The following is a 20,838-nucleotide window of genomic DNA, read 5'->3' as shown; positions in this document are numbered from 1 at the left end:
CGTCCCGTCACTCGACGCGAAGGGGGACGGGCCGATGCCCATCATCAGAACACCGCAGGAGTTCAACGAGGACGAGCTCTTCGTCGACCTGCGGGCGATGTTCGACTACCCGCTGTACCTCAAGTGCGAGGGCTTCAACTTCGCCGGATCCGTCAAGCTCAAAGCCGCCCTCAGCATGGTCGACGCCGCCGAGCGCGACGGGCGGCTGAACCGCGACTCCATCCTGGTGGAGTCCTCCTCGGGCAACCTCGGGATGGCGCTCAGCATGATCGCCTCCGTCCGGGGCTACCAGTTCATCTGCGTTGTCGACCCACGTACCAATCTGTCCACCCGCCAGCTCATCGAAACGCTCGGCGGACATGTTCACATGATCACCGAGCCGTCGCCGGAGACCGGGTTCCTGGGCGCCCGGCTGGACTACGTCCGGGAGTTGTGCGCCTCCTCGCCGCGGTACGTGTGGCTCAACCAGCACGCCAACCCGGACAACTGGCGGGCCCACTACCGCACCACCGCCCCGTCCATCCACCGCCAGTTCCCCGAGCTGGACGTGCTGTTCGTCGGCGCCGGCACCACCGGCACGCTGATGGGCTGCGCCCGCTACTTCAGGGAGCACCGGCCGGCCACCCGGATCGTCGCGGTGGACAGCGTCGGCTCCGTCACCTTCGGCGGTGAGCCCGGACCGCGGATGATCCCCGGCCTGGGTGCCGGTGTACGGCCGGCCCTGCTGGACGAGGACTTCGTCGACGACGTGGTGCACGTGCCCGAACTGGACACCGTCCGGACCTGTCACCGGCTCGCCCGCGGCGGTTTCCTGTTCGGCGGCTCCACCGGCACGGTGGTCAGCGGCGCCGCGGCCTGGCTGGCGAAGCACCGCGGCGGCAAGGACGTCGTCGCCGTCGCCGTCTCGCCCGACCTGGGCGACCGCTACCTCGACACCATCTATCAGAGCGCCTGGGTGCGCGACATCTACGGGGCCGACGCGCTGGACGCCGTCGAGCGCCTTACGCCGCCCAACGCCATTGTCACGGGGGTAAGATGACGATGCGTCATAATGCGCGTCCGTTTGAAACAGTGCGTCCCGAAGAGCTACCGCTGTCCGCCGCCCAGCGCGAGATGTGGTTCGCCCAGCAGCTCGACCCGGGCAACCCCGTGTTCACCATGGCGGACTGCCTGGAGCTGACCGGCCCGCTGGACCACGAGCGGCTGCGGGCCGCCTGGCAGCGCGTGCAGAACCGCACCGAGGCGCTGCGGGTCCGCTTCGTCGAGCGCGACGGGCAGCCGGTGCAGCTCGTCGAGCCGCCCCACGAGCGCCCCCTACCGGTGCTCGACCTGACGGGCGAGCCGGACCCGCTCGCCGCCGCCGAGGCGTTCCTGGACGCCGACCGGCAGCTCCCGTCCTCGCTCGGCCCCGACGCCTTCGCCGCCACCCTGCTGCTGATCGGCCCCGAACTGGCCTGGCTGTACGTGAAGGCCAACCACATCCTGGTGGACGGCTTCAGCCGGTCCCTCGTCTACGCGCGTCTCGCCGCGGAGTACGACCTGCCGGACGCCGAGCCGGCCGCCGACCCGACCCTCGCCGAGCTGCTCGCCGAGGAGGGCGAGTACCTCGCCTCCCCCGCCCACCAGCGCGACCGCGCCTACTGGGCCGAGCAGTTGGCCGACGGCATCGAGCCCACCGTGCTCTCCGCCCACCTCGGCGCGCCCGCCCGCAGCACCCTGCGCAGCACCGGCCTGATCCCGGCCGACACCGTCACCAGGCTGCAGGACGCCGCCTGGGCCGAGCGGGTCACCTGGCAGACCCTGCTGATCGGCGCCACCGCCGGCTGCCTGGCCCAGCTGGCCGGCACCGACCGCGTCGTGCTGACCCTCCCGGTCGCCGCCCGGACCACCCCGCTAACGCAGTCCGTCCCCGGCATGCGCGCCAACTTCCTGCCGCTGCCGGTCGCCGCCCACCCCGCGCTCGGTCGCGACGGCCTGCTCACCCAGGTCGCGGCCACCCTGCGCGGCACGCTGCGCCACCAGCGCCACCGCCACGACGAGATCCGCCGCGAGCTCGGGCTGACCGGCGACGCCGGCCGCACCTTCGGCCCGACCGTCAACGTGCTGCAGACCGGCGGCGAGTTCGCCCTCGGCGAGTGCCGCGCCCGGGTCCGCAACCTCTCCACCGGCCCCGTCCCGGACCTGCAGATCCTGTTCCTGGACAGCGGCGAGGAGGGCTGCGAGCTGCGGATCGACGGCGACGCCGACCGCTACCCCCAGGAGCGCCTGGACCTCTTCCGCGACTCCCTGCTCGGCTACCTGGCCGAGTTCGCCACCGTCTCCACCGAGCTGCCGGTCGGCCGGATCGCCGCCCTGCCGGCGGCCGAGCGCGAGCGGGTCCTCGCCGAGGGGAACGGCTACGGGCGGCAGCCCGAGGTCTTCACCGACGTGCTGCCGCGGATCCGCGAACTCGCCCTGGCCCGGCCCCGTGCGACCGCCGTCCAGGACGACGCCGGCCGGCTCGACTACGCCGAACTGGTCGCCCGGGCCAGCGCCCTGTCCCGCCGGCTGGTCGCCGCGGGCGCCGGGCCGGACCGGCTGGTGGCGATCGCCGCCGCCCCCGGCGCCGGCTTCGTGACCGCCGTCCTCGGCGTGCTCGGCGCCGGCGCCGCCTGGCTGCCGCTGGACGTCCACGCCCCGGCCGCCCGCGGCGCGGCGCTGGTCGGGGCCGCGGGCGCCGCCGTCCTGCTGCACGGCGAGGACCAGCAGTCGTACGTCGACACCCTGCTCGGCGCGCTGCCCGGGGAGCGCCCGGGGCCGGCCGTGTCCGCGCTGGTCCTCGACGACGCCCGCGACGAGGAGCTGCTGCCGACCGCCGGTGGCCCCGCCGAGCTGGCGTACGTCATCTACACCTCGGGCTCCACCGGCCGCCCCAAGGGCGCCATGGTGCACCGCGACGGCATGGTCAACCACCTGCTCGCCAAGCACGCCGACCTGGAGCTGTCCGAGACCGACACCGTGGTGCACAACGCCCCGGTCACCTTCGACATCTCGGTCTGGCAGATGCTGAGCCCGCTGGTCGCGGGCGGGCGGCTGCGGGTGGTGTCCCGCGAGCTCGCCGCCGACCCGGGCGCGCTGTTCGCGCTCGCCGACGCCGAGGGCGTCACCGTGCTGGAGGTCGTCCCCTCGCTGCTGCGCGCCGCCCTGGACTCCTGGGAGGCCGGCGCGCCGGTGCCCGCGCTGTCCGTGCTGCGCAAGCTGGTGGTCACCGGCGAGGCGATGCCCGCCGACCTGGCCCGCCGCTGGTTCGCCCTGCGCCCCGGCATCCCGCTGGTCAACGCCTTCGGACCGACCGAGTGCTCGGACGACGTCACCCACGCCCTGATCGGCTCCCCGGCGGAGCTGGACTCGGTGCGCGCCCCGATCGGCCGCCCGGTCCGCGACACCCGGCTCTACGTCCTCGGCGACTCGCTCCAGCCCGTCCCGGCCGGCCAGCCCGGCGAGCTGTACGTCGGCGGGCGCGGCGTCGGCCGCGGCTACCTGGACGACCCGCGGCGCACCGCCGGGGCCTTCGTCGCCGACCCGTTCAGCCCGCTGCCGGGCGCGCGGATGTACCGCACCGGCGACCGGGTGGTGCACCGGGCGGACGGGCAACTGGAGTTCCTGGAGCGGGTCGACCACCAGGTCAAGATCCGCGGCCACCGGATCGAGCCCGGCGAGGTCGAGGCCGCGCTGCGCGCCGTCCCCGGCGTGGCCGACGCGGTGGTCACCGTCGCCCGGGACCCGTCCGGCGGCGCCCGGCTGGTCGCCCACCTCGCCGGTGACGCCGACCCGGCCGCCGTCCGCGCCGAACTGACCCGGACGCTGCCCGACTACATGGTCCCGGCCGTGCTGGTGCCGATGGCGGCGCTGCCGCTGACCCCCAACGGCAAGGTGGACCGCAAGGCCCTGCCGGTGCCGGACTTCAGCGCGCTGCGCCGTGAGCTCCGGGCCCCGGCCACCGAGCGCGAGGCGCTGCTGTGCGCGTTGTTCGCCGAGGTGCTGGAGCTGGACGAGGTCGGCGCCGACGAGGACTTCTTCGCGCTCGGCGGGCACTCGCTGCTGGCCGGCCGGGTGGTCACCGGGCTGCGCGCCCGGCTCGGCGTCGAGCTGCCGATCCGCACCCTGTTCGAGGCGCCCACCCCGTTCGCCCTGGCGCTCGCCCTGGACGGCGCCGAGCCGGCCCGCGAGGAGCTGGTGGCCGGCCCGCGGCCGGAGCGGATCCCGCTCTCCCCCGGGCAGCAACGGCTCTGGTTCCTCTCCCAGCTGGACGCCGCCGGTGCCACCTACCACCTCTCGCACGCGGTCCGGCTGACCGGCGCCCTGGAGCGGGCGGCGCTCGCCGGGGCACTGGCCGACGTGGTCGCCCGGCACGAGAGCCTGCGCACCGTCTTCCCCGCCGAGGACGGGCGCCCGCACCAGCGGGTGCTGCCGGTCGGCGAGGCCGGGCCCGAGCTGCCGGTCGTCCCGTTCACCGGCCGCCCGGCCGAGGAGCTGGACGCCGAACTGGCCGCCCGCGCCGGCACGCCCTTCGACCTGGCCGCCGAACCGCCGCTGCGCGCGGTGCTGTTCGAGACCGGCGTCGAGGAGCACGTGCTGCTGCTGGTGCAGCACCACATCGCGGCCGACGGCTGGTCGGTGCGCCCGCTGGTCGACGACTTGCAGGCCGCCTACCGCGCCCGGCTGGCCGGCGGCGCTCCGGACTGGGACGACCTGCCCGTCCAGTACGCCGACTACACCCTCTGGCAGCGCCGACTGCTCGGCGAGCAGGACGACCCCGAGTCACTGATGTCCCGTCAGCTTGACTACTGGGCAAGCAAGTTGGCCGACCTGCCGGAGGAGCTGGCGCTGCCCGTCGACTTCCCGCGCCCGGCGGTGCCCAGCTACCGGGGCGCCACCGTGCCGCTGCGGCTGGACGCGCGGGCGCACCGCGCCCTGGCCGCGCTGGCCCGGGAGTCCGGCGCCAGCCCGTTCATGGTGGTGCAGGCGGCGCTGGCCGTGTTGCTCGGCAAGCTCGGCGCCGGTACGGACATCCCGCTCGGCACCCCGGTCGCCGGGCGCACCGCCGAGGCCCTGGACAGCCTGGTCGGCTTCTTCGTCAACACCCTGGTGCTGCGCACCGACCTGGGCGGCGACCCGACCTTCCGCACCCTGGTCGGCCGGGCCCGGGAGACCGTGCTGGCCGCCCTGGCCCACCAGGACGTGCCGTTCGAGAAGCTGGTCGACCGGCTCGGCGCCGGCCGCTCGCTGGCCCGCCAGCCGCTCTTCCAGGTGATGCTGGCCTTCCAGAACAACGCCGGGGCCCGCCCCGAGCTGCCCGGCCTGACCGCCGAGGTCAGCCCCGTCGGCACCGGGACGGCCAAGTTCGACCTGGCCTTCGAACTCGTCGAGCAGTACGACGGGTCGGGCGAGCCGAACGGCCTCACCGGCACCCTGGAGTACAGCACCGACCTGTTCACCGAGCGGACCGCCCGCGGCCTGGCGGACCGGCTGGCCCACCTGATCGGCCTGCTCACCGGCGAGCCCGACCGGCCGCTCAGCGGACTGGACGCCCTGCTGCCCGAGGAGCGCGAGCTGCTGCTCGGTTCCTGGAGCGGGGCCGCTACCCCGACCACCGTCGGCGCGGTCCAGCTGCCCGCGCTGTTCCAGGCGCAGGCGCACCGCGCGCCCGAGCGGCCCGCGCTGCGCTGGTTCGAGGACGGCGCCGTGCGCGCCGAGGTCGGCTACGGCGAGCTGAACGAGCGCGCCAACCGGCTCGCCCACCACCTGATCGCCCTGGGCGCGGGCCCCGGACGGATCGTCGCCCTGGCGCTGCCGCGCACGGTCGACGCGGTCGTCGCGGTGCTCGCGGTCCTCAAGACGGGCGCGGCCTACCTGCCCGTCGACCCGGCGTACCCGCGCGAGCGGATCGCCTACCTGCTGGAGGACTCCGGTCCGCTGGCCGTGCTCAGCCACGGCTCGGTGGCCGGACGGCTGCCCGAGCAGGTGGCCGCACCGGTGCTGCTGCTGGACGACCCGGCGACCGTCGCCGCGATCGCCGGCGCCCCCGCGCACGACCCGGAGGACGCCGAGCGGGTCGCCCCGCTGGGCCCGGACCACCCGGCGTACGTGATCTACACCTCCGGCTCCACCGGCCGTCCCAAGGGCGTGCTGGTGCCGCACCGGGCGGTGGCCGCGCTGGCCGCCGAGCACGCCCGCTTCGGCGTCGGCGAGGGCACCCGGCTGCTCCAGTTCGCCTCGTTCAGCTTCGACGCCGCCGCCTGGGAGCTGCTCACCGCGCTGTTCGCGGGCGCCGTCCTGGTGCTGGCGGCGGAGGCCGACCGGGCGCCCGGCGAGCCGCTGGCCGAGCTGGTCACGAAGGCCGGCATCGAGGTGGTCTGCCTGCCGCCGACGGTGCTCGCCGCCTGGCCGGTCGGACTGCCGATGCCCGAGGGACTGACCCTCATCACGGCCGGCGAGGCCTGCCCGCCCGAGCTGGTGGAGCGCTGGTCCGCGGGCCGGCGGATGCTCAACGCGTACGGCCCGACGGAGACCACGGTCTGCGCCACCGTCAGCGAGCCGCTGGCCGGAGCGGTCAAGCCGCCGATCGGCCGACCGCTGGCCGGCGCCCGGGTGTACGTGCTGGACGAGGCGCTGCGGCCCACGCCGCCCGGCGTGATCGGCGAGCTGTACGTGGCCGGCGCCGGGGTGGCCCTCGGCTACCTGCACCGGCCGGAGCTCACCGCCCAGCGCTTCACCGCCGACCCGTACGGCGGCCCGGACGACCGCATGTACCGCACCGGAGACCTGGTGCGCTGGACGGCCGACGGTCAGCTGGACTACGTGGGCCGGGTCGACGAGCAGGTCAAGCTGCGCGGCTTCCGGATCGAGCTCGGCGAGATCGAGACCGCGCTGCTCGCCCGGCCGGGCGTGGAGCAGGCCGCCGCGGTGGTCCGCGAGGACCGCCCCGGCGACAAGCGGCTGGTCGCCTACGTCACCCCGGCCGACCTGCCGGTCGGCGAGCTGCGGGCGGCGCTCGCGGCGGAGCTGCCCGACTACCTGGTGCCCTCCGCGTTCGTCCCGCTGGAGACCCTGCCGCTGACCGGCAACGGCAAGCTGGACCGCCGGGCGCTGCCCGCGCCCGACTACGCCGCCGCCTCCACCGGCCGGGCCCCGGCCGACGCCCGGGAGGCCGCGTTCTGCGCGGTCTTCGCCGAGGTGCTCGGTCTGCCCGAGGTCGGCGCCGACGACGGGTTCTTCGACCTGGGAGGCGACAGCATCGTCTCCATCCAGCTGGTCAGCCGGGCCCGCGCGGCCGGACTGGTGGTCACCGCGCAGGACGTCTTCACCCACCGGACCCCGGCGGCGCTGGCCGTGGTGGCCCGCGACGGCGAGGACGAGGGGGTGGTCGCCACGGTCGGCACCGACGACGGCGTCGGCCCGATGGGGCAGCTGCCGATCGGGCACTGGCTGCGCGAACTCGGCGGCCCGGTGGACGGCTTCCACCAGGCCGTCCTGGTCCGCACCCCGGCCGACGCCACCGGGGAGTCGCTGACCGCGGCCCTCCAGGCGCTGCTGGACCACCACGACGGTCTGCGGATGCGGCTGCTGCCGGACTGGTCGCTGCTGATCACCGAGCCCGGCACGGTCGACGCCGGCGCACTGCTGCGGATCCTCGAGGGCCCGGCCGCCGACTGGCCCGCCGAGGCGGTCACCGCCCGACGGCGGCTGGCGCCCGGCGAGGGCGTGATGGTCCAGGCGCTCTGGCACCCGGGCGCGCCCGGCGAGGGCGGCGAGCTGCTGCTCACCCTGCACCACCTGGTGGTGGACGGGGTGTCCTGGCGCGTGCTGCTGCCCGACCTGGCCCGGGCGCACGCGGCCGTCCTGGCGGGCGAGCCGGTGCGGCTGCAGCCGGTCGGCACCTCGCTGCGGCACTGGTCCGGACTGCTGGAGCGGACCGCGGGCGCGCCCGAGCTGCGCGCCCAACTCGACTGGTGGCAAGCCGAGTCGGCCGGCGAGGAGGCCCCGCTGGGCCACCGGCCCGCCGACCCGGCGGTGGACACCGTCGCCACCGCCCGTACGCTGCACCGCACCCTGGACGCCGACACCACGGCGGCGCTGCTCACCGAGGTCACCGGGGCGTTCCACGCCGAGGTGAACGACGTGCTGCTGACCGCCCTGGCACTCGCCGTCGCGGACTGGCGGCGGCGCACCGGACGGCCGCCGGGGCCGGTGCCGGTCGAGCTGGAGGGCCACGGGCGCGAGGAGTTCGCCCCCGGCGTGGACCTGTCCCGCACGGTCGGCTGGTTCACCACCGCCTACCCGCTGCGGCTGCACCCGGGCCCGGTGGACCTGGCCGAGGCGCTGGCCGGCGGCCCGGCCGCCGGACACAGCCTCAAGCTGGTCAAGGAGCACCTGCGGATGGTGCCCGGGCACGGGCTCGGCTGGGGCCAGCTGCGCTACTTGGACCGCGCGGAGGAACTGTCGGGTACGGCCCGGCCGCAGCTCGGCTTCAACTACCTGGGCCGGATGCCCGCGCCCACCGGCGAGGACTGGTCGCTGACCGAGCAGTCCGCCGCCCTGGCCGCCGGATCCGACCCGGAGATGCCGCTGCCGCACGTCCTGGACGTCAACGCGGTGACCGAGGACGGCCCGGACGGCCCGCGGCTCAGCGCCCGCTGGACCTGGGCCGGACGGGCCCTGGCCCAGTCCGACGCCGAGGAACTGGCCGAGGGCTGGTTCCGGGCCCTGCGGGCCCTGGTGCGGCACACCCGGGAGCCCGGCGCCGGCGGCTGGACGCCGTCCGACCTCGACCTGGTGGCACTCAGCCAGGACGAGATCGACGAATTCGAGGACGAGATGGACGACTGGGGGGACGAGCTGTGACCACGGCCTCGGCCGAGCCCCGCGCCGGGCGGCGACCCGGGCGGAGCTCCAATCTGAGCGACATCCTGCCGGTGGCACCGCTGCAGGAAGGACTGATGTTCCACGCGCAGTACCACCGCGATGAACTCGACGTCTACACCGTGCAGTTGGTGATGGACCTGGCCGGAGAGCTGGACCCGGCACGGCTGCGCGCCGCGGTCACCGCCCTGCTGGAGCGCCACCCCAACCTGCGGGCGGCCTTCCGCTACCGCAAGAACGGCGACCCGGTGCAGGTCGTGCCGCGCGGGGTCGCGCTCGACTGGCGCGAGCTGGACCTGCGGGACGGCGCGGACGGGGAGGCGAGCGGGCGAGTAACCGCCGAGGAGGTCGTCGAGCACGACCGGCTGCGCCCCTTCGACCTGGCCCGCCCTCCGCTGCTGCGCTTCAGCCTGCTGCGGCTCGGCGAGCGGGAGCACCGCCTGGTGCTGACCGCCCACCAGATCCTTTTCGACGGCTGGTCGATGCCGATCGTGGTGCGCGAGCTGTTCGCCTGTTACGCCGACGGCGGCCTCTCGCTGCCGCGCCCCGCCCCGTACAAGTCCTACCTGGCCCACCTGGCCCGGCAGGACAAGGCGGCGGCCGAGGCGGCCTGGACGGCCGCCCTGGAGGGCTTCACCGAGCCCACCCGGCTGTCCGGCGCGGCCGCGGGCAACGGGTCCGTCCGGCGGGGCATGCCCGGCGAGCACGCCGTCGAGCTGGACGAGCGGGAGTTCGCCGCGCTCACCGGCTGGGCCCGCAGCCGCGGCCTGACCGTCAACACCGTGGTGCAGGGCGCCTGGGCGACCGTGCTGGGCACCCTGACCGGGCTGCGCGACATCGTCTTCGGCGGCACCGTCTCGGGCCGCCCCCCGGAGCTTCCGGGCGTCGAGGGCATGGTCGGGCTGTTCATCAACACCCTCCCGGTGCGGGTCGACCTCGACCCGGCGCAGAGCTTCACCGAGCTGCTGTCCGCCCTCCAGGACCGCCAGTCCGCCCTGCTGCCGCACCAGCACCTGGGCCTCAACACCATCCAGCGCCTGGCCGGGGTCGGAGACCTCTTCGACAGCGTGCTGGTCTTCGAGAACTACCCGCTCGACCCGAAGGCGCTGGCCGGCGAGGTCGCCGGGCTGCGGCTGACCGGTCTGCGGGCCGGCGACGCCAACCACTACCCGCTCAGCCTGATGGCCCTGCCCGGCGAGCGGCTGCGGCTCCAGGTCGGCTACGACACCGCCCGGTTCACCCCGGCCGAGGCCGCCGTCGTCGCCGAGCGGCTGCTGCACGTGCTGCGCACCGCCCAGGCCGAGCCGGACCGCCCGCTCGGGCAGCTGGACCTGCTGCTGCCCGGCGAGCGCGCCCGGCTGGCCGTCACCGCCCCGGAGCCGGCCGAGACCGACCCGTGGACGGACGTGGTGGCGCGGGTCCAGGAGTTCGCCCGGACCACCCCGGCCGCCGTCGCCGTCTCCGACGGCACCGAGCGGCTGACCTACCGCGAGCTGGCCGGCCGGGCCGGCGCCCTGTCCCGGGCGCTGCTCGACGCGGGCGCCGCGACCGGACCGGTCGGCGTGCTGGCCCGGCCCGGCTGCGGCTTCGTCACCGCCGTCCTGGGCGTGCTCGGCGCGGGCGCGGCCTGGCTGCCGCTGGACGTCGCCGCGCCGGTCAGTCGCGGCGCCGTGCTGGCCGCCGAGGCGCACGTGAGCGCCCTGCTGGTCGGCCCGAACGAGCGCGCCACGGCCGCCGAACTGCTGGCCGCGGCCGGGCTGGACGTCCCGGTGCTGGAGCTGGGCGAGTCCGTCGCCGAGGAGCCGCCGGCGCCGCGCGGCGCCGGCGACGACCTGGCGTACGTCATCTTCACCTCGGGCTCCACCGGCCGCCCCAAGGGCGCCATGGTGCACCGGGCGGGCATGGTCAACCACCTGTTCGCCAAGATCGACGACCTGGAGCTGGACGAGCACACCGTGCTGGTCCACAACGCCCCGGTCACCTTCGACATCTCGGTCTGGCAGATGCTCTCCGCGCTGGTCGTCGGCGGGCGGCTGCGGGTCACCGGCCGCGAACTCGCCGCCGACCCCCAGGCGCTGTTCGGCCTGGTAGCCCCCGAGGGCGTCACCGTGCTGGAGGTCGTCCCCTCGCTGCTGCGGGCCGCCCTGGACAACTGGGACGACGGCGCCGAGCCGCCCGTCCTGGACGGCCTGCGCAAGCTGGTGGTCACCGGCGAGGCGCTGCCCGCCGACCTGGCCCACCGCTGGTTCGCCCGCTACCCGGCCGTCCCGCTGGTCAACGCGTACGGCCCGACCGAGTGCTCGGACGACGTGACGCACGCCGTGATCGGCTCCCCGGCGGAGCTGGACTCGGTGCGCGCCCCCATCGGCCGGGCGGTGCGCGGTACCGGACTGTACGTCCTGGACGACGCGCTGCGCCCGGTGCCGGACGGCGTCCCCGGCGAGCTGTACGTCGGCGGGCGCGGCGTCGGCCGCGGCTACCTGGACCAGCCCGGGCGCACCGCCTCGGTGTTCGTCGCCGACCCGTTCAGCCCGCTGCCGGGCGCGCGGATGTACCGCACCGGCGACCGGGTGATCCGCCGGCCGGACGGCCAGCTGGAGTTCCTGGAGCGGGTCGACCACCAGGTCAAGATCCGCGGCCACCGGATCGAGCCCGGCGAGGTCGAGGCCGCGCTGCGCTCGATCGAGCAGATCGGCGACGCCGTGGTGGTGGTCCGCCGCGGCGGGGCCGGCGATGCCAGGCTGGTCGGCTACGTGACCGGCCCGATCGACCCGGCCTGGGGCCGGGCGGCGGCCGCCGCGATCCTGCCCGAGTACATGGTGCCCTCCGCCCTGGTGGTGCTGGACGCCCTGCCGCTGACCCCCAACGGCAAGGTGGACCGCAAGGCGCTGCCCGAGGTCGACCTCGCCCCCGCGACCGGCCGCGGCCCGCGCACCCCGCAGGAGGAGGTGCTGTGCGCAGCCTTCGCCGAGGTGCTGGACCTGCCCGGGGTCGGCATCGACGAGGACTTCTTCCAGCTCGGCGGCCACTCGCTGCTCGCCACCCGGCTGGTCAGCCGGGTGCGCACCCTGCTCGGGGCCGAACTGCCGCTGCGCACGGTCTTCGAGGCGCCCACGGTGGCCGCGCTGGCCGGGCGGCTCACCCAGGACGCCGTCCGCCCCGCGCTGACCGCCGGGGAGCGGCCGGAGCTGCTGCCGCTGTCCTACGCCCAGCAGCGGCTCTGGTTCCTGGACCGGCTGGAGGGCCCCTCCGCCACCTACAACCTGCCCTGGACGCTGCGGCTGCGCGGCCCGCTGGACCGCGCGGCGCTGACCGCCGCGCTGACGGACGTGGTCGAGCGGCACGAGAGCCTGCGCACCGTCTTCCCGGACCGCGACGGGCTGCCGCACCAGCAGGTCCTGTCCGTCGGGCGGGCCGCCGTCGAACTGCCGGTCCGCGAGCTCGACGAGAGCGAACTCGCCCCGGCCGCCGAGGAGTTCGCCACCGCGAGCTTCGACCTGGCGAACCGGCCGCCGATCCGGGCCACCCTGCTCGCGGCCGGCCCCGAGGACCACCTGCTGGTCGTGGTGATCCACCACATCGCCGGTGACGGCTGGTCCAACGGCCCGCTCGCCCGCGACCTCTCCACCGCCTACGCCGCCCGGCTGGCCGGCCGCGCGCCCGCCTGGACGCCGCTGCCGGTGCAGTACGCCGACTACGCGCTCTGGCAGCGCGAACTGCTCGGCGAGGAGGACGACCAGGAGTCCGTCGTCGCGCGCCAGACCGCCTACTGGAAGGCGCAGCTGGCCGGTCTGCCGGAGGAGCTGCAGCTACCGGTGGAGACCGCCCGACGGGCCACCGCCGGCTACCGCGGCGACAGCGTCCGCTTCGCCGTCCCGGCCGAGCTGCACCACCGGGCGGTCGCGCTGGCCCGGCAGAGCGGGGCGAGTCTGTTCATGGTGCTCCAGGCCGCGCTGGCCACCCTGTACGGCAAGCTCGGCGCGGGGGAGGACATCCCGCTCGGCACCCCGATCGCCGGTCGCACCGACGACGCGCTGGACGACCTGGTCGGCATGTTCGTCAACACCCTGGTGCTGCGCACCGACCTGTCCGGCGCGCCGACCTTCCGCGAGCTGCTGGAGCGGGTCAAGGCCACCGACCTGGCCGCCTACGCCCACCAGGACCTGCCGTTCGAGAAGCTGGTCGACGCCCTCGGCCCCGAGCGCGCCCCGGCCCGCAACCCGCTGTTCCAGACCCTCCTGGCCCTGCACAACAACGCCGCCGCCCGGCTGGAGCTGCCCGGCATCACCGCCGAGGCCGGCGCGGCCGAGCTCGGCGTCGCGCGGCTCGACCTCTGCTTCGAACTCGCGGAGCAGGAAGGGACCGGCGGGCTGGAGGGGCGGCTGGAGTACAGCACCGACCTGTTCAGCGCGGCCGGCGCCCGGCGACTGGCCGACCGGCTGGTGCACCTGCTGGGCGTCCTGGTCGACCAGCCGGACCGGCCGATCAGCGCCGCCCCGGTGCTGCTGCCCGGCGAGCAGGAGGAGCTGCTGGCCCTCGGGGCCGGCGCCGCCGCCCGGGGCGACGGGCAGCCGCTCGCCACCCTGCTGGAGGCCACCGCGGACGCCCACCCGGACGCGATCGCGCTCGAGTACGCCGACCAGCGGCTCGACTTCGCCGAGCTGCACCGCCGGGCCAACCGGCTCGCCCGCACCCTGGTCTCCCAGGGCGCTGCGCCGGACCGACTGGTGGCGATCGCGCTGCCGCGCTCGGTCGACCTGGTGGTGGCGGCGCTCGCGGCGGTCAAGACCGGAGCCGCCTACCTGCCCATCGACCCGTCGTACCCGGCGGACCGGATCGCCGGAATGGCCAAGGACGCCCAGCCGGTGCTGACCGTGACCCTGACCGGGGTGGCCGCGGCCGTCCCCGGCCTGGGCAACGGCCGGCTCCTGCTGCTGGACGACCCGGCCACCCGCGCACTGGTCGACGGCCAGGCCGCGGACCACCTGCGCCCGGCCGAACTGGCCGAGCCGGTACGGCCCGAGCACGGCGGGTACGTCATCTACACCTCGGGCTCCACCGGCCGCCCCAAGGGCGTCGTGGTGCCGCGCGGGGCGCTGGTCAACCACCTGCTGGACCTCACCGAGCGGGTCGGCCTGGCTCCCGGGCGCACCCTGCTGGCCGTCACCACCTTCGGGTTCGACATCGCCAACCTGGAGCTGTTCGGCCCGCTGCTCAGCGGCGCCCGGCTGGTGCTCGCCCCGCACGACACGGTCCGCGACCCGGAGCTGCTGGCCGAACTGACCCTCGCCACCGGGGCGCACGTCATGCAGGCCACCCCGACGCTGTGGCACGCACTGGTCACCGCGCGGCCCGACTCGCTGGCCGGGGTGCACGTGATGACCGGCGGCGAGGCCCTCAGCCCGGCCCTGGCGGCGGCGCTGACCGGCGCCGCGGCGAAGGTCAGCAACCTGTACGGCCCGACCGAGACCACCATCTACTCGGTCGGCGTCGACCTGGCGCCCGACCACACCGGCACCCCGCCGATCGGTCGCCCGCTGGCCGGCAACCAGGCCCGGCTGCTGGACGCCGCGCTGCGCCCGGTGCCGCCGGGCGTCGTCGGCGAGCTGTACCTGGCCGGCGCCGGCCTCGCCCGGGGCTACCTGGACCGCCCGGGCCTGACCGCCGAGCGCTTCACCGCCGACCCGTACGGGCCGCCCGGCTCGCGGATGTACCGCACCGGCGACCTCGCCCGCTGGCGGCCGGACGGCGCGATCGACTACCTCGGCCGGATCGACCACCAGGTGAAGATCCGCGGCTTCCGCATAGAACTCGGCGAGATCGAGGCGGTACTGACGGACCATCCCCTGGTCGAGCGCGCGTCGGTGACCGATCGGGAGGACTCGCCGGGCGAACGCCGGCTGGTCGCCTACCTGGTGCCCGCCGGCCCCGAGCGGCCCGAACCCGCCGCGCTGCGAGCCCACTTGGCGGCCGTACTGCCGGAGTACATGCTCCCGGCGGCGTACGTCCCGCTGGAGGAGCTGCCGCTCACCCCGAACGGCAAGGTGGACCGCAAGGCGCTGCCCGCGCCCGGGGCCGACGACCGGGCGGTGGCCCGGTCGGACGGCCGCGCGCCCAGCGGACCGGTGGAGCTCGCGCTCAGCCGGGTGTTCGCCGAGGTACTCGGCCTGGACCGGGTCGGCGCCGAGGACGGCTTCTTCGAACTGGGCGGCGACAGCCTGAAGTCCATCCAGCTGGTCAGCCGGGCCCGGGCGGCCGGACTGGAGCTCACCCCGGCCGACGTCTTCGCCCACCGCACGGTGGCCGGCCTGGCTCTGGTGGCCGGTGCCGTCGACGGCACCGGTGCGCCCGAGGACCCGTTCGCGCCCGTGCTGGCGATCCGGCCGACCGGCACCCGCCGTCCGGTGTTCTGCGTGCACGGCGCGGTCGGACTCGGCTGGCCCTTCCTGACCCTCGCCGCGGAAATTGACGCGGACATTCCCGTGTACGCTTTCCAGGCGGGCGGGGTGCGCTCCCCGGAAAAGTCCCCGGAGTCCGTGCGGGAAATCGCCGGAAAGTATCTCGGAGAAATGCTGGAAATCCAGCCTCAGGGGCCTTATCGTATTCTCGGCTGGTCGTTCGGAGGGCTCGTCGCCCACGAGATCGCGGTCCAGCTGCAGGCCCGCGGCGAACAGGTCGAACTGCTCGCCGACCTGGACGGCTACCCCGGCAGCGGCTCGCCCGCCGAGGACGTGCCGGACGACCGGGCCGTCCTGGCCGAACTGCTCGAACGGGCCGGCCTCCCCGGCGACGGGCCGGTCGACCTGGCCACCGCCCGCGAACGCCTCGCCGAGGCAGGCAACGCGCTCGCGGAGCTGGACGAGACCGAGCTGGTCCGGCTGCTCGGGGTGATCCGCACCCACAGCCTGCTCGGCGACGCCCACCGCCCCGGCCGCTTCCAGGGCGACCTGCTCCTGTTCGCGGCCACCCGCGGCGTCGCCCCCGGCGACCCGGACGCGGGCTCCTGGGGGGAGCACGTGACCGGCCGGATCCTCCGGCACCCGGTCGACAGCGACCACGACTCAATGCTCGAACCGACACCGGCCGAATTCATCGGAAAGACCCTGTCGGCCGCCCTGCGGAAGTCGGACTGAAAACAGTCGGCGACCGCCCCGGACAATTCCTCGCCGGGGCCGCCGCGCCCGGAGAGCGGACGATTTCCGGGAATTCCGAAAGGACCAGAATCATGAGCAACCCGTTCGACGACGAGCAGGGCACCTTCCTCGTGCTCGCCAACCACGAGAACCAGCACAGCCTGTGGCCCGCCTTCGCCGACGTCCCGGCCGGCTGGCGGACCGTCAAGGGCGCGAGCACCCGGCAGGAGGCACTCGACCACATCGAGCGCACCTGGACCGACCTGCGCCCGCAGAGCCTGATCGACGCCACTGCCTGAGCCCCACCCAACCCGAAACCCCTGAGGAGCACACCATGAGCGCTGTCGCCATCGACGAGGCCAAGGTCCGCGAGATCGTCGCCGACTGCCTCGACCTCGAAGTCGAGGAGCTGACCCTGACCGACCACTTCATCGACCACTACGGCGCCGACTCGCTGAACGCCATCGAGGTCCTCGCCCGCCTGGAGAAGGAGTTCAACGTCACCATCCCGCAGGAGGAGTTGGCCAACATGGTCAACCTGTCCGCCGTGCTGGAGGTCCTCTCCCGGGCGAACGCGCGATGACCGAGCCGCAGCGCGTGGTGGTGACCGGCATCGGCGTCCTGTCGAGCATCGGCAACGGGGTCGAGGAGTTCACCTCGGCCCTGCGCGAGGGCCGCTGCGGCGCCGGTCCGATCACCAGCTTCGACACCACCGGCTTCCTCCGGACCTCCGGCCACGAGGTCGACGGCTTCGAACCGGAGCAGTGGATCCACCGCCTGCCGGTCGAAGAGCTCGGCCGCGCCACCCAGTTCGCCGTCGCGGCGGCCCGGATGGCCGTCCAGGACGCCGGCCTCGACGAGCAGGAGCTCGCCGGGCTGCGCGCCCAGGTCACCGTCGGCACCACCGACGGCGAGGCCGCCGAACTCGACAAGATGATGGCCGAGTCGGTGGCGAAGGGACCGGAGCACCCGGCGGACCGGCTGGTGGCCGGCCGGTTGCCGTCCCACCAGCTGGCCCTGGCCATCGCCCGGGAGCTGCGGCTCCCCCGGGCGGTCCCGACCGTCCTCGGCACCGCCTGCGCGGCCGGCAACTACGCGATCGGCGACGGCTTCGACGCCGTCCGCGGCGGCGAGGCGGACATCGCCGTCGTCGGTGGCGCGGACGCGATCTGCCGCCGCACCTTCGCCGGGTTCAGCCGGCTCGGTCTGGTCTCCTCGGACTTCTGCCGTCCGTTCGACGCCGACCGGGAGGGGCTGCTCACGGCCGAGGGCGCGGGGATCCTCGTCCTGGAGACGCTCGAGTCCGCCCGGCGCCGCGGCGCCCGGATCTACGCCGAGTTGCTCGGCTACGGGCTCAACTGCGACGCCCACCACCCGACCGCACCCGACCAGTCGAGCGTCGCCCGCTGCATGGAGCTGGCGCTCGCCGACGCCGGGGTCAAGGCGACCGAGGTGGACCTGGTCTCCGCCCACGGCACCGGCACCCCCACCAACGACATCACCGAGACCCGCGCGATCCGCGAGGTCTTCGGCGACACCCCGCCGCGCACCGTCGCCCTCAAGGCGATGCTCGGCCACTCGATGGGCGCGGCGAGCGCGCTCGGCGCGGCCGCCTCGGCGCTCGCGCTGGCCCACGGCTTCATCCCGCCCACCGTCAACCACCGCACCACCGACCCCCAGTGCCAGATCGACTGCGTGCCCAACCACTCCGTCCCCGCGGACCTCCGGGTGGTGGTCAACAACGGCCTGGCCTTCGGCGGCAACAACGCCTCCGTCGTCCTGGGGCGCCACGACGAGGAGCCCAGCCGATGAGCCCCAGCACCATCCACCGGGACGCACCGCTGATCACCGCGTGGTCCGCCGTCTCCCCGTTCGGCCTCGGCCGCGACGCGTTCGCGGCCGGGGTCGGCCGGGGGGAACCGGCCCACGAGGTACCGGACTTCGACACCCGCAAGGTGCTCGGCAAGGCCGGCACCCGCACCTTCGACCGGGCCACCGGCCTGGCCGTCACCGCCGTCCGCGAACTGCTCGACGAGGCCGAGGCCGCGCAGAGCCCGATCGCCACCGGCGGCGGCACCGCCCTCGTCCTCGGCACCACCCTCGGCAGCGCCCACAGCTCCGCCGGGTTCAGCCGGGCCTCCTTCGAGGGCGACAAGCCCTACGACGTGCCGGCCCAGCTGATGCCGAACGTGCTGATGAACGGACCGGCCGCGGCCACCGCCATCCGCTTCGACCTCAAGGGCCCCAACACCACCCTGGCCGGCGGCGCCGCGGGCGGACTGCTCGCCCTCGGCTACGCCCGCCGCCTGCTGGCGGCCGACCGCGCCGAACGAGCCGTGATCGGCGCGGTGGAGGAGCAGTCGACCACCCGCGAGTGGCTGGCCGGCGGCACCGACCAGCCCCTCGGCGAGGGCAGCGCCGTCCTGCTGATGGAGACCGCCAGGACACTGCCGCCCGGCCGCCGGGTGCTGGCCGAACTGCTCGCCCTGGACGTCCGTCTGGACATCGACGACGACCCGGCGCAGGCCCTCGCCGACACCGTCCGCGAGGCCCTCGACCAGGCCGGCGCGACCCCCGACGAGGTCTGGGCCGCGGCCGTCACCGGGCAGCCGGCCGGGGACCAGCTCGCCGCACTGGTGGGCGCCGAGGCCGTCGACCGGGTTCCCGCCCTGCTCGGCGACACCGGCTCCGCCGGCACCGTCTTCTCCCTCACCACCGTGCTGTCCCTGGCCGAGAACGACCCCGCGGCCACCGGCCGCGTCGCCGTGATCGCCTCGCTGGACCACCAGGGCCTGGCCGCCTGCGCCGTCCTGCGCCTCACCGGCGGTGCCCGATGAGCGCCCCCGGCACCGTCCTGATCAGCGGCGGCTCCCGCGGCATCGGCAGGGCGGCCGCCCTGCGGCTGGCCGCCGAGGGCTACGCGATCAGCTTCTGCTACCAGTCCGACCAGCAGGCCGCCGACCTCCTCACCAAGGAGCTCAGCGAACTCGGCGTCGGCGTCCTGGCCGAACGGGTCGACGTCACCGACGCCGCCGCCGTCCGCGCCTGGGTCACCCGAACCGAACAGGAACTCGGCCCGATCACCGTCGCCATCGCCAGCGCCGGGATCACCCGAGACAAGCCGCTCCTCCTGATGGCCGACGAGGACTGGCAGGCGGTCACCGACACCAACCTCACCGGCACGGCCAACCTCTGCCGGGCGGTGGCCTTCCCGATGGTCAAGCGCCGCGGCGGCTCGATCATCACGCTCTCCTCGGTCTCCGGCGTCTACGGGAACCCCGGCCAGAGCAACTACGCGGCCTCCAAGGCCGGCATCATCGCGCTCACCCGCGCCCTCGCCAAGGAGGTCGGCCGCTACGGCGTCCGGGTCAACGCGGTGGCCCCCGGGATGATCGAGACCGACATGACCTCGGTGCTCACCGACGCCCAGCGCACCGAGGCCCTCAAGCACATCCCGCTCGGTCGCTTCGGCACGGCGGACGAGGTGGCCGACTCGGTCGCCTTCCTGGCGGGCCCGCAGTCCGCCTACCTCACCGGCTCGGTCCTGCAGATCGACGGCGGAATCGTCCTGTGATCACCAGACGCACCGTCAACTTCCTCTAGGAGAAACGACCATGACCATCCCCGCCGTGCGCACCTCTGACAACCACACCCCGCTGGTCGACACCGAGCTGCTTCCCGGCCGCGGCACCGGCGTCAACGCCGCCCACCGGATGTACGAGCACCTCATCGGCATCTGGGCCACCGGCGTCATCGAGGCCGCCCACGACCTCGGCGCCTTCACCGCCCTGATCAGCGGCCCGGCCACCGCCGGCGAGCTCTCCAGCAAGCTCGGCACCGACCTGCGCGCCACCCGCGTCCTGCTCGACGGCCTGGCCGCGTACGACGTGGTCGAGCGCAGCCGCGCGGCGGACGGCCAGGCCGTCTACTCCCTGCCACCGGAGATGCACGACATCTTCGCCCCCGAGGGCCTGTACAGCCTGGTCGGCAAGATCCGGCACGACCGCAACGTCGCCTGGAACGCCTGGCGCAACCTCGCCACCAACGTCCGCACCGGCGCCCGCAACTCCGAGGGCTCGCAGCAGCTCAACCAGATCTCCGAGGAGGACTACACCTCCCTCGTCCGCGGCATCAACTTCTGGGCCCCGCCGATCGCCTCCACCCTCGCCACCGCCCTGCGCGAGCAGGGCTGGACCGACGGCACCGGCCGCACCCTCCTCGACGTCGGCTGCGGCACCGGCATCTACAGCCAGCTCCTCCTCCAGGAGTTCAGCGGCCTCAACGCCCGCGCCCTGGACGCCGAGCGGATCATCCCGATCGCCAACGCCCAGGCCCACCGCCTCGGCGTGGCCGACCGCTTCAACCCCGAGGTCGTCGACTTCTGGGCCGACGACTGGGGCACCGGCGTCGACGTCGCCCTCTTCGTCAACATCTTCCACCTGCAGACCCCGGAGTCCGCCCGCGAGCTCCTGCTCCGCTCCGCCAAGGCCCTCACCGAGGACGGCGTGATCGCCATCGCCGACCACATCGTCGACGAGGACAGCACCGACGGCAACACCCAGAACCGCTTCTTCCGCCTCTTCGCCGCCTCCATGCTCGCCACCGGCGGCGGCGACGCCTTCACCGTCCACGACTACGACCAGTGGCTCGCCGACGCCGGCCTGCGCCGCGTCGCCCTGCTCGACACCCCCATGCACCGCCTCCTGCTGGTCAAGCACGCCTGACCCACCCCTCACCCCCCACCACCGCCCCCCCCCCCCCCGGCCGGGGCCGCGGGGGGGCCCCCCCCCCCGGCCCCCCCCCC

9 protein-coding genes are annotated in these 20,838 nt (G+C 75.0%); all 9 read left to right on the top strand.

Annotated elements, in window-relative coordinates; genetic code table 11:
* Positions 1-34: 34 nt before the first annotated feature.
* The gene (gene sbnA, locus ACH4J0_RS10270) at positions 35-1,039 is read left to right on the top strand and encodes a 2,3-diaminopropionate biosynthesis protein SbnA (protein ID WP_396238210.1); all 1,005 of its coding nucleotides are present in this window, start codon (positions 35-37) and stop codon (positions 1,037-1,039) included.
* Positions 1,040-1,071: 32 nt separating this feature from the next.
* Positions 1,072-8,883, top strand: a complete 7,812-nt coding sequence (locus tag ACH4J0_RS10265; protein WP_396238208.1) for an amino acid adenylation domain-containing protein — start codon at positions 1,072-1,074, stop codon at positions 8,881-8,883.
* Complete coding sequence (locus tag ACH4J0_RS10260; protein ID WP_396238206.1) at positions 8,880-16,034, top strand: amino acid adenylation domain-containing protein; 7,155 nt, start codon at positions 8,880-8,882, stop codon at positions 16,032-16,034. Before ACH4J0_RS10265 ends, ACH4J0_RS10260 begins: the two co-directional genes overlap by 4 nt.
* Before the next feature lie 92 nt (positions 16,035-16,126).
* Positions 16,127-16,333, top strand: coding sequence for an MbtH family protein (locus ACH4J0_RS10255; RefSeq protein WP_396238204.1), 207 nt, complete (start codon positions 16,127-16,129; stop codon positions 16,331-16,333).
* Positions 16,334-16,368: 35 nt separating this feature from the next.
* Positions 16,369-16,617, top strand: coding sequence for an acyl carrier protein (locus ACH4J0_RS10250; RefSeq protein ID WP_396238202.1), 249 nt, complete (start codon positions 16,369-16,371; stop codon positions 16,615-16,617).
* Entirely contained in the window at positions 16,614-17,846 is a 1,233-nt protein-coding gene (locus ACH4J0_RS10245; protein WP_396238200.1) for a beta-ketoacyl-[acyl-carrier-protein] synthase family protein, read from the top strand. The genes ACH4J0_RS10250 and ACH4J0_RS10245 overlap by 4 nt, the downstream gene beginning before the upstream one ends.
* Positions 17,843-18,871 carry a beta-ketoacyl synthase N-terminal-like domain-containing protein gene (locus tag ACH4J0_RS10240; protein WP_396238198.1) on the top strand — a complete coding sequence of 343 codons (1,029 nt, stop codon included), beginning with the start codon at positions 17,843-17,845 and terminating at the stop codon, positions 18,869-18,871. The genes ACH4J0_RS10245 and ACH4J0_RS10240 overlap by 4 nt, the downstream gene beginning before the upstream one ends.
* Positions 18,868-19,608, top strand: a complete 741-nt coding sequence (gene fabG / locus ACH4J0_RS10235; RefSeq protein ID WP_396238196.1) for a 3-oxoacyl-ACP reductase FabG — start codon at positions 18,868-18,870, stop codon at positions 19,606-19,608. Before ACH4J0_RS10240 ends, fabG begins: the two co-directional genes overlap by 4 nt.
* Before the next feature lie 40 nt (positions 19,609-19,648).
* A complete protein-coding gene (locus ACH4J0_RS10230; RefSeq protein WP_396238194.1) occupies positions 19,649-20,758 on the top strand; it encodes a methyltransferase in 1,110 nt (369 codons plus the stop codon).
* Positions 20,759-20,838: the final 80 nt, after the last annotated feature.

This window comes from Kitasatospora sp. NPDC017646 (genome assembly GCF_044329365.1).
GTDB lineage: Bacteria > Actinomycetota > Actinomycetes > Streptomycetales > Streptomycetaceae > Kitasatospora.
The sequence above is the reverse complement of the archived record's forward strand: the minus strand, read 5'-3'. Positions and strand labels throughout refer to the sequence as shown.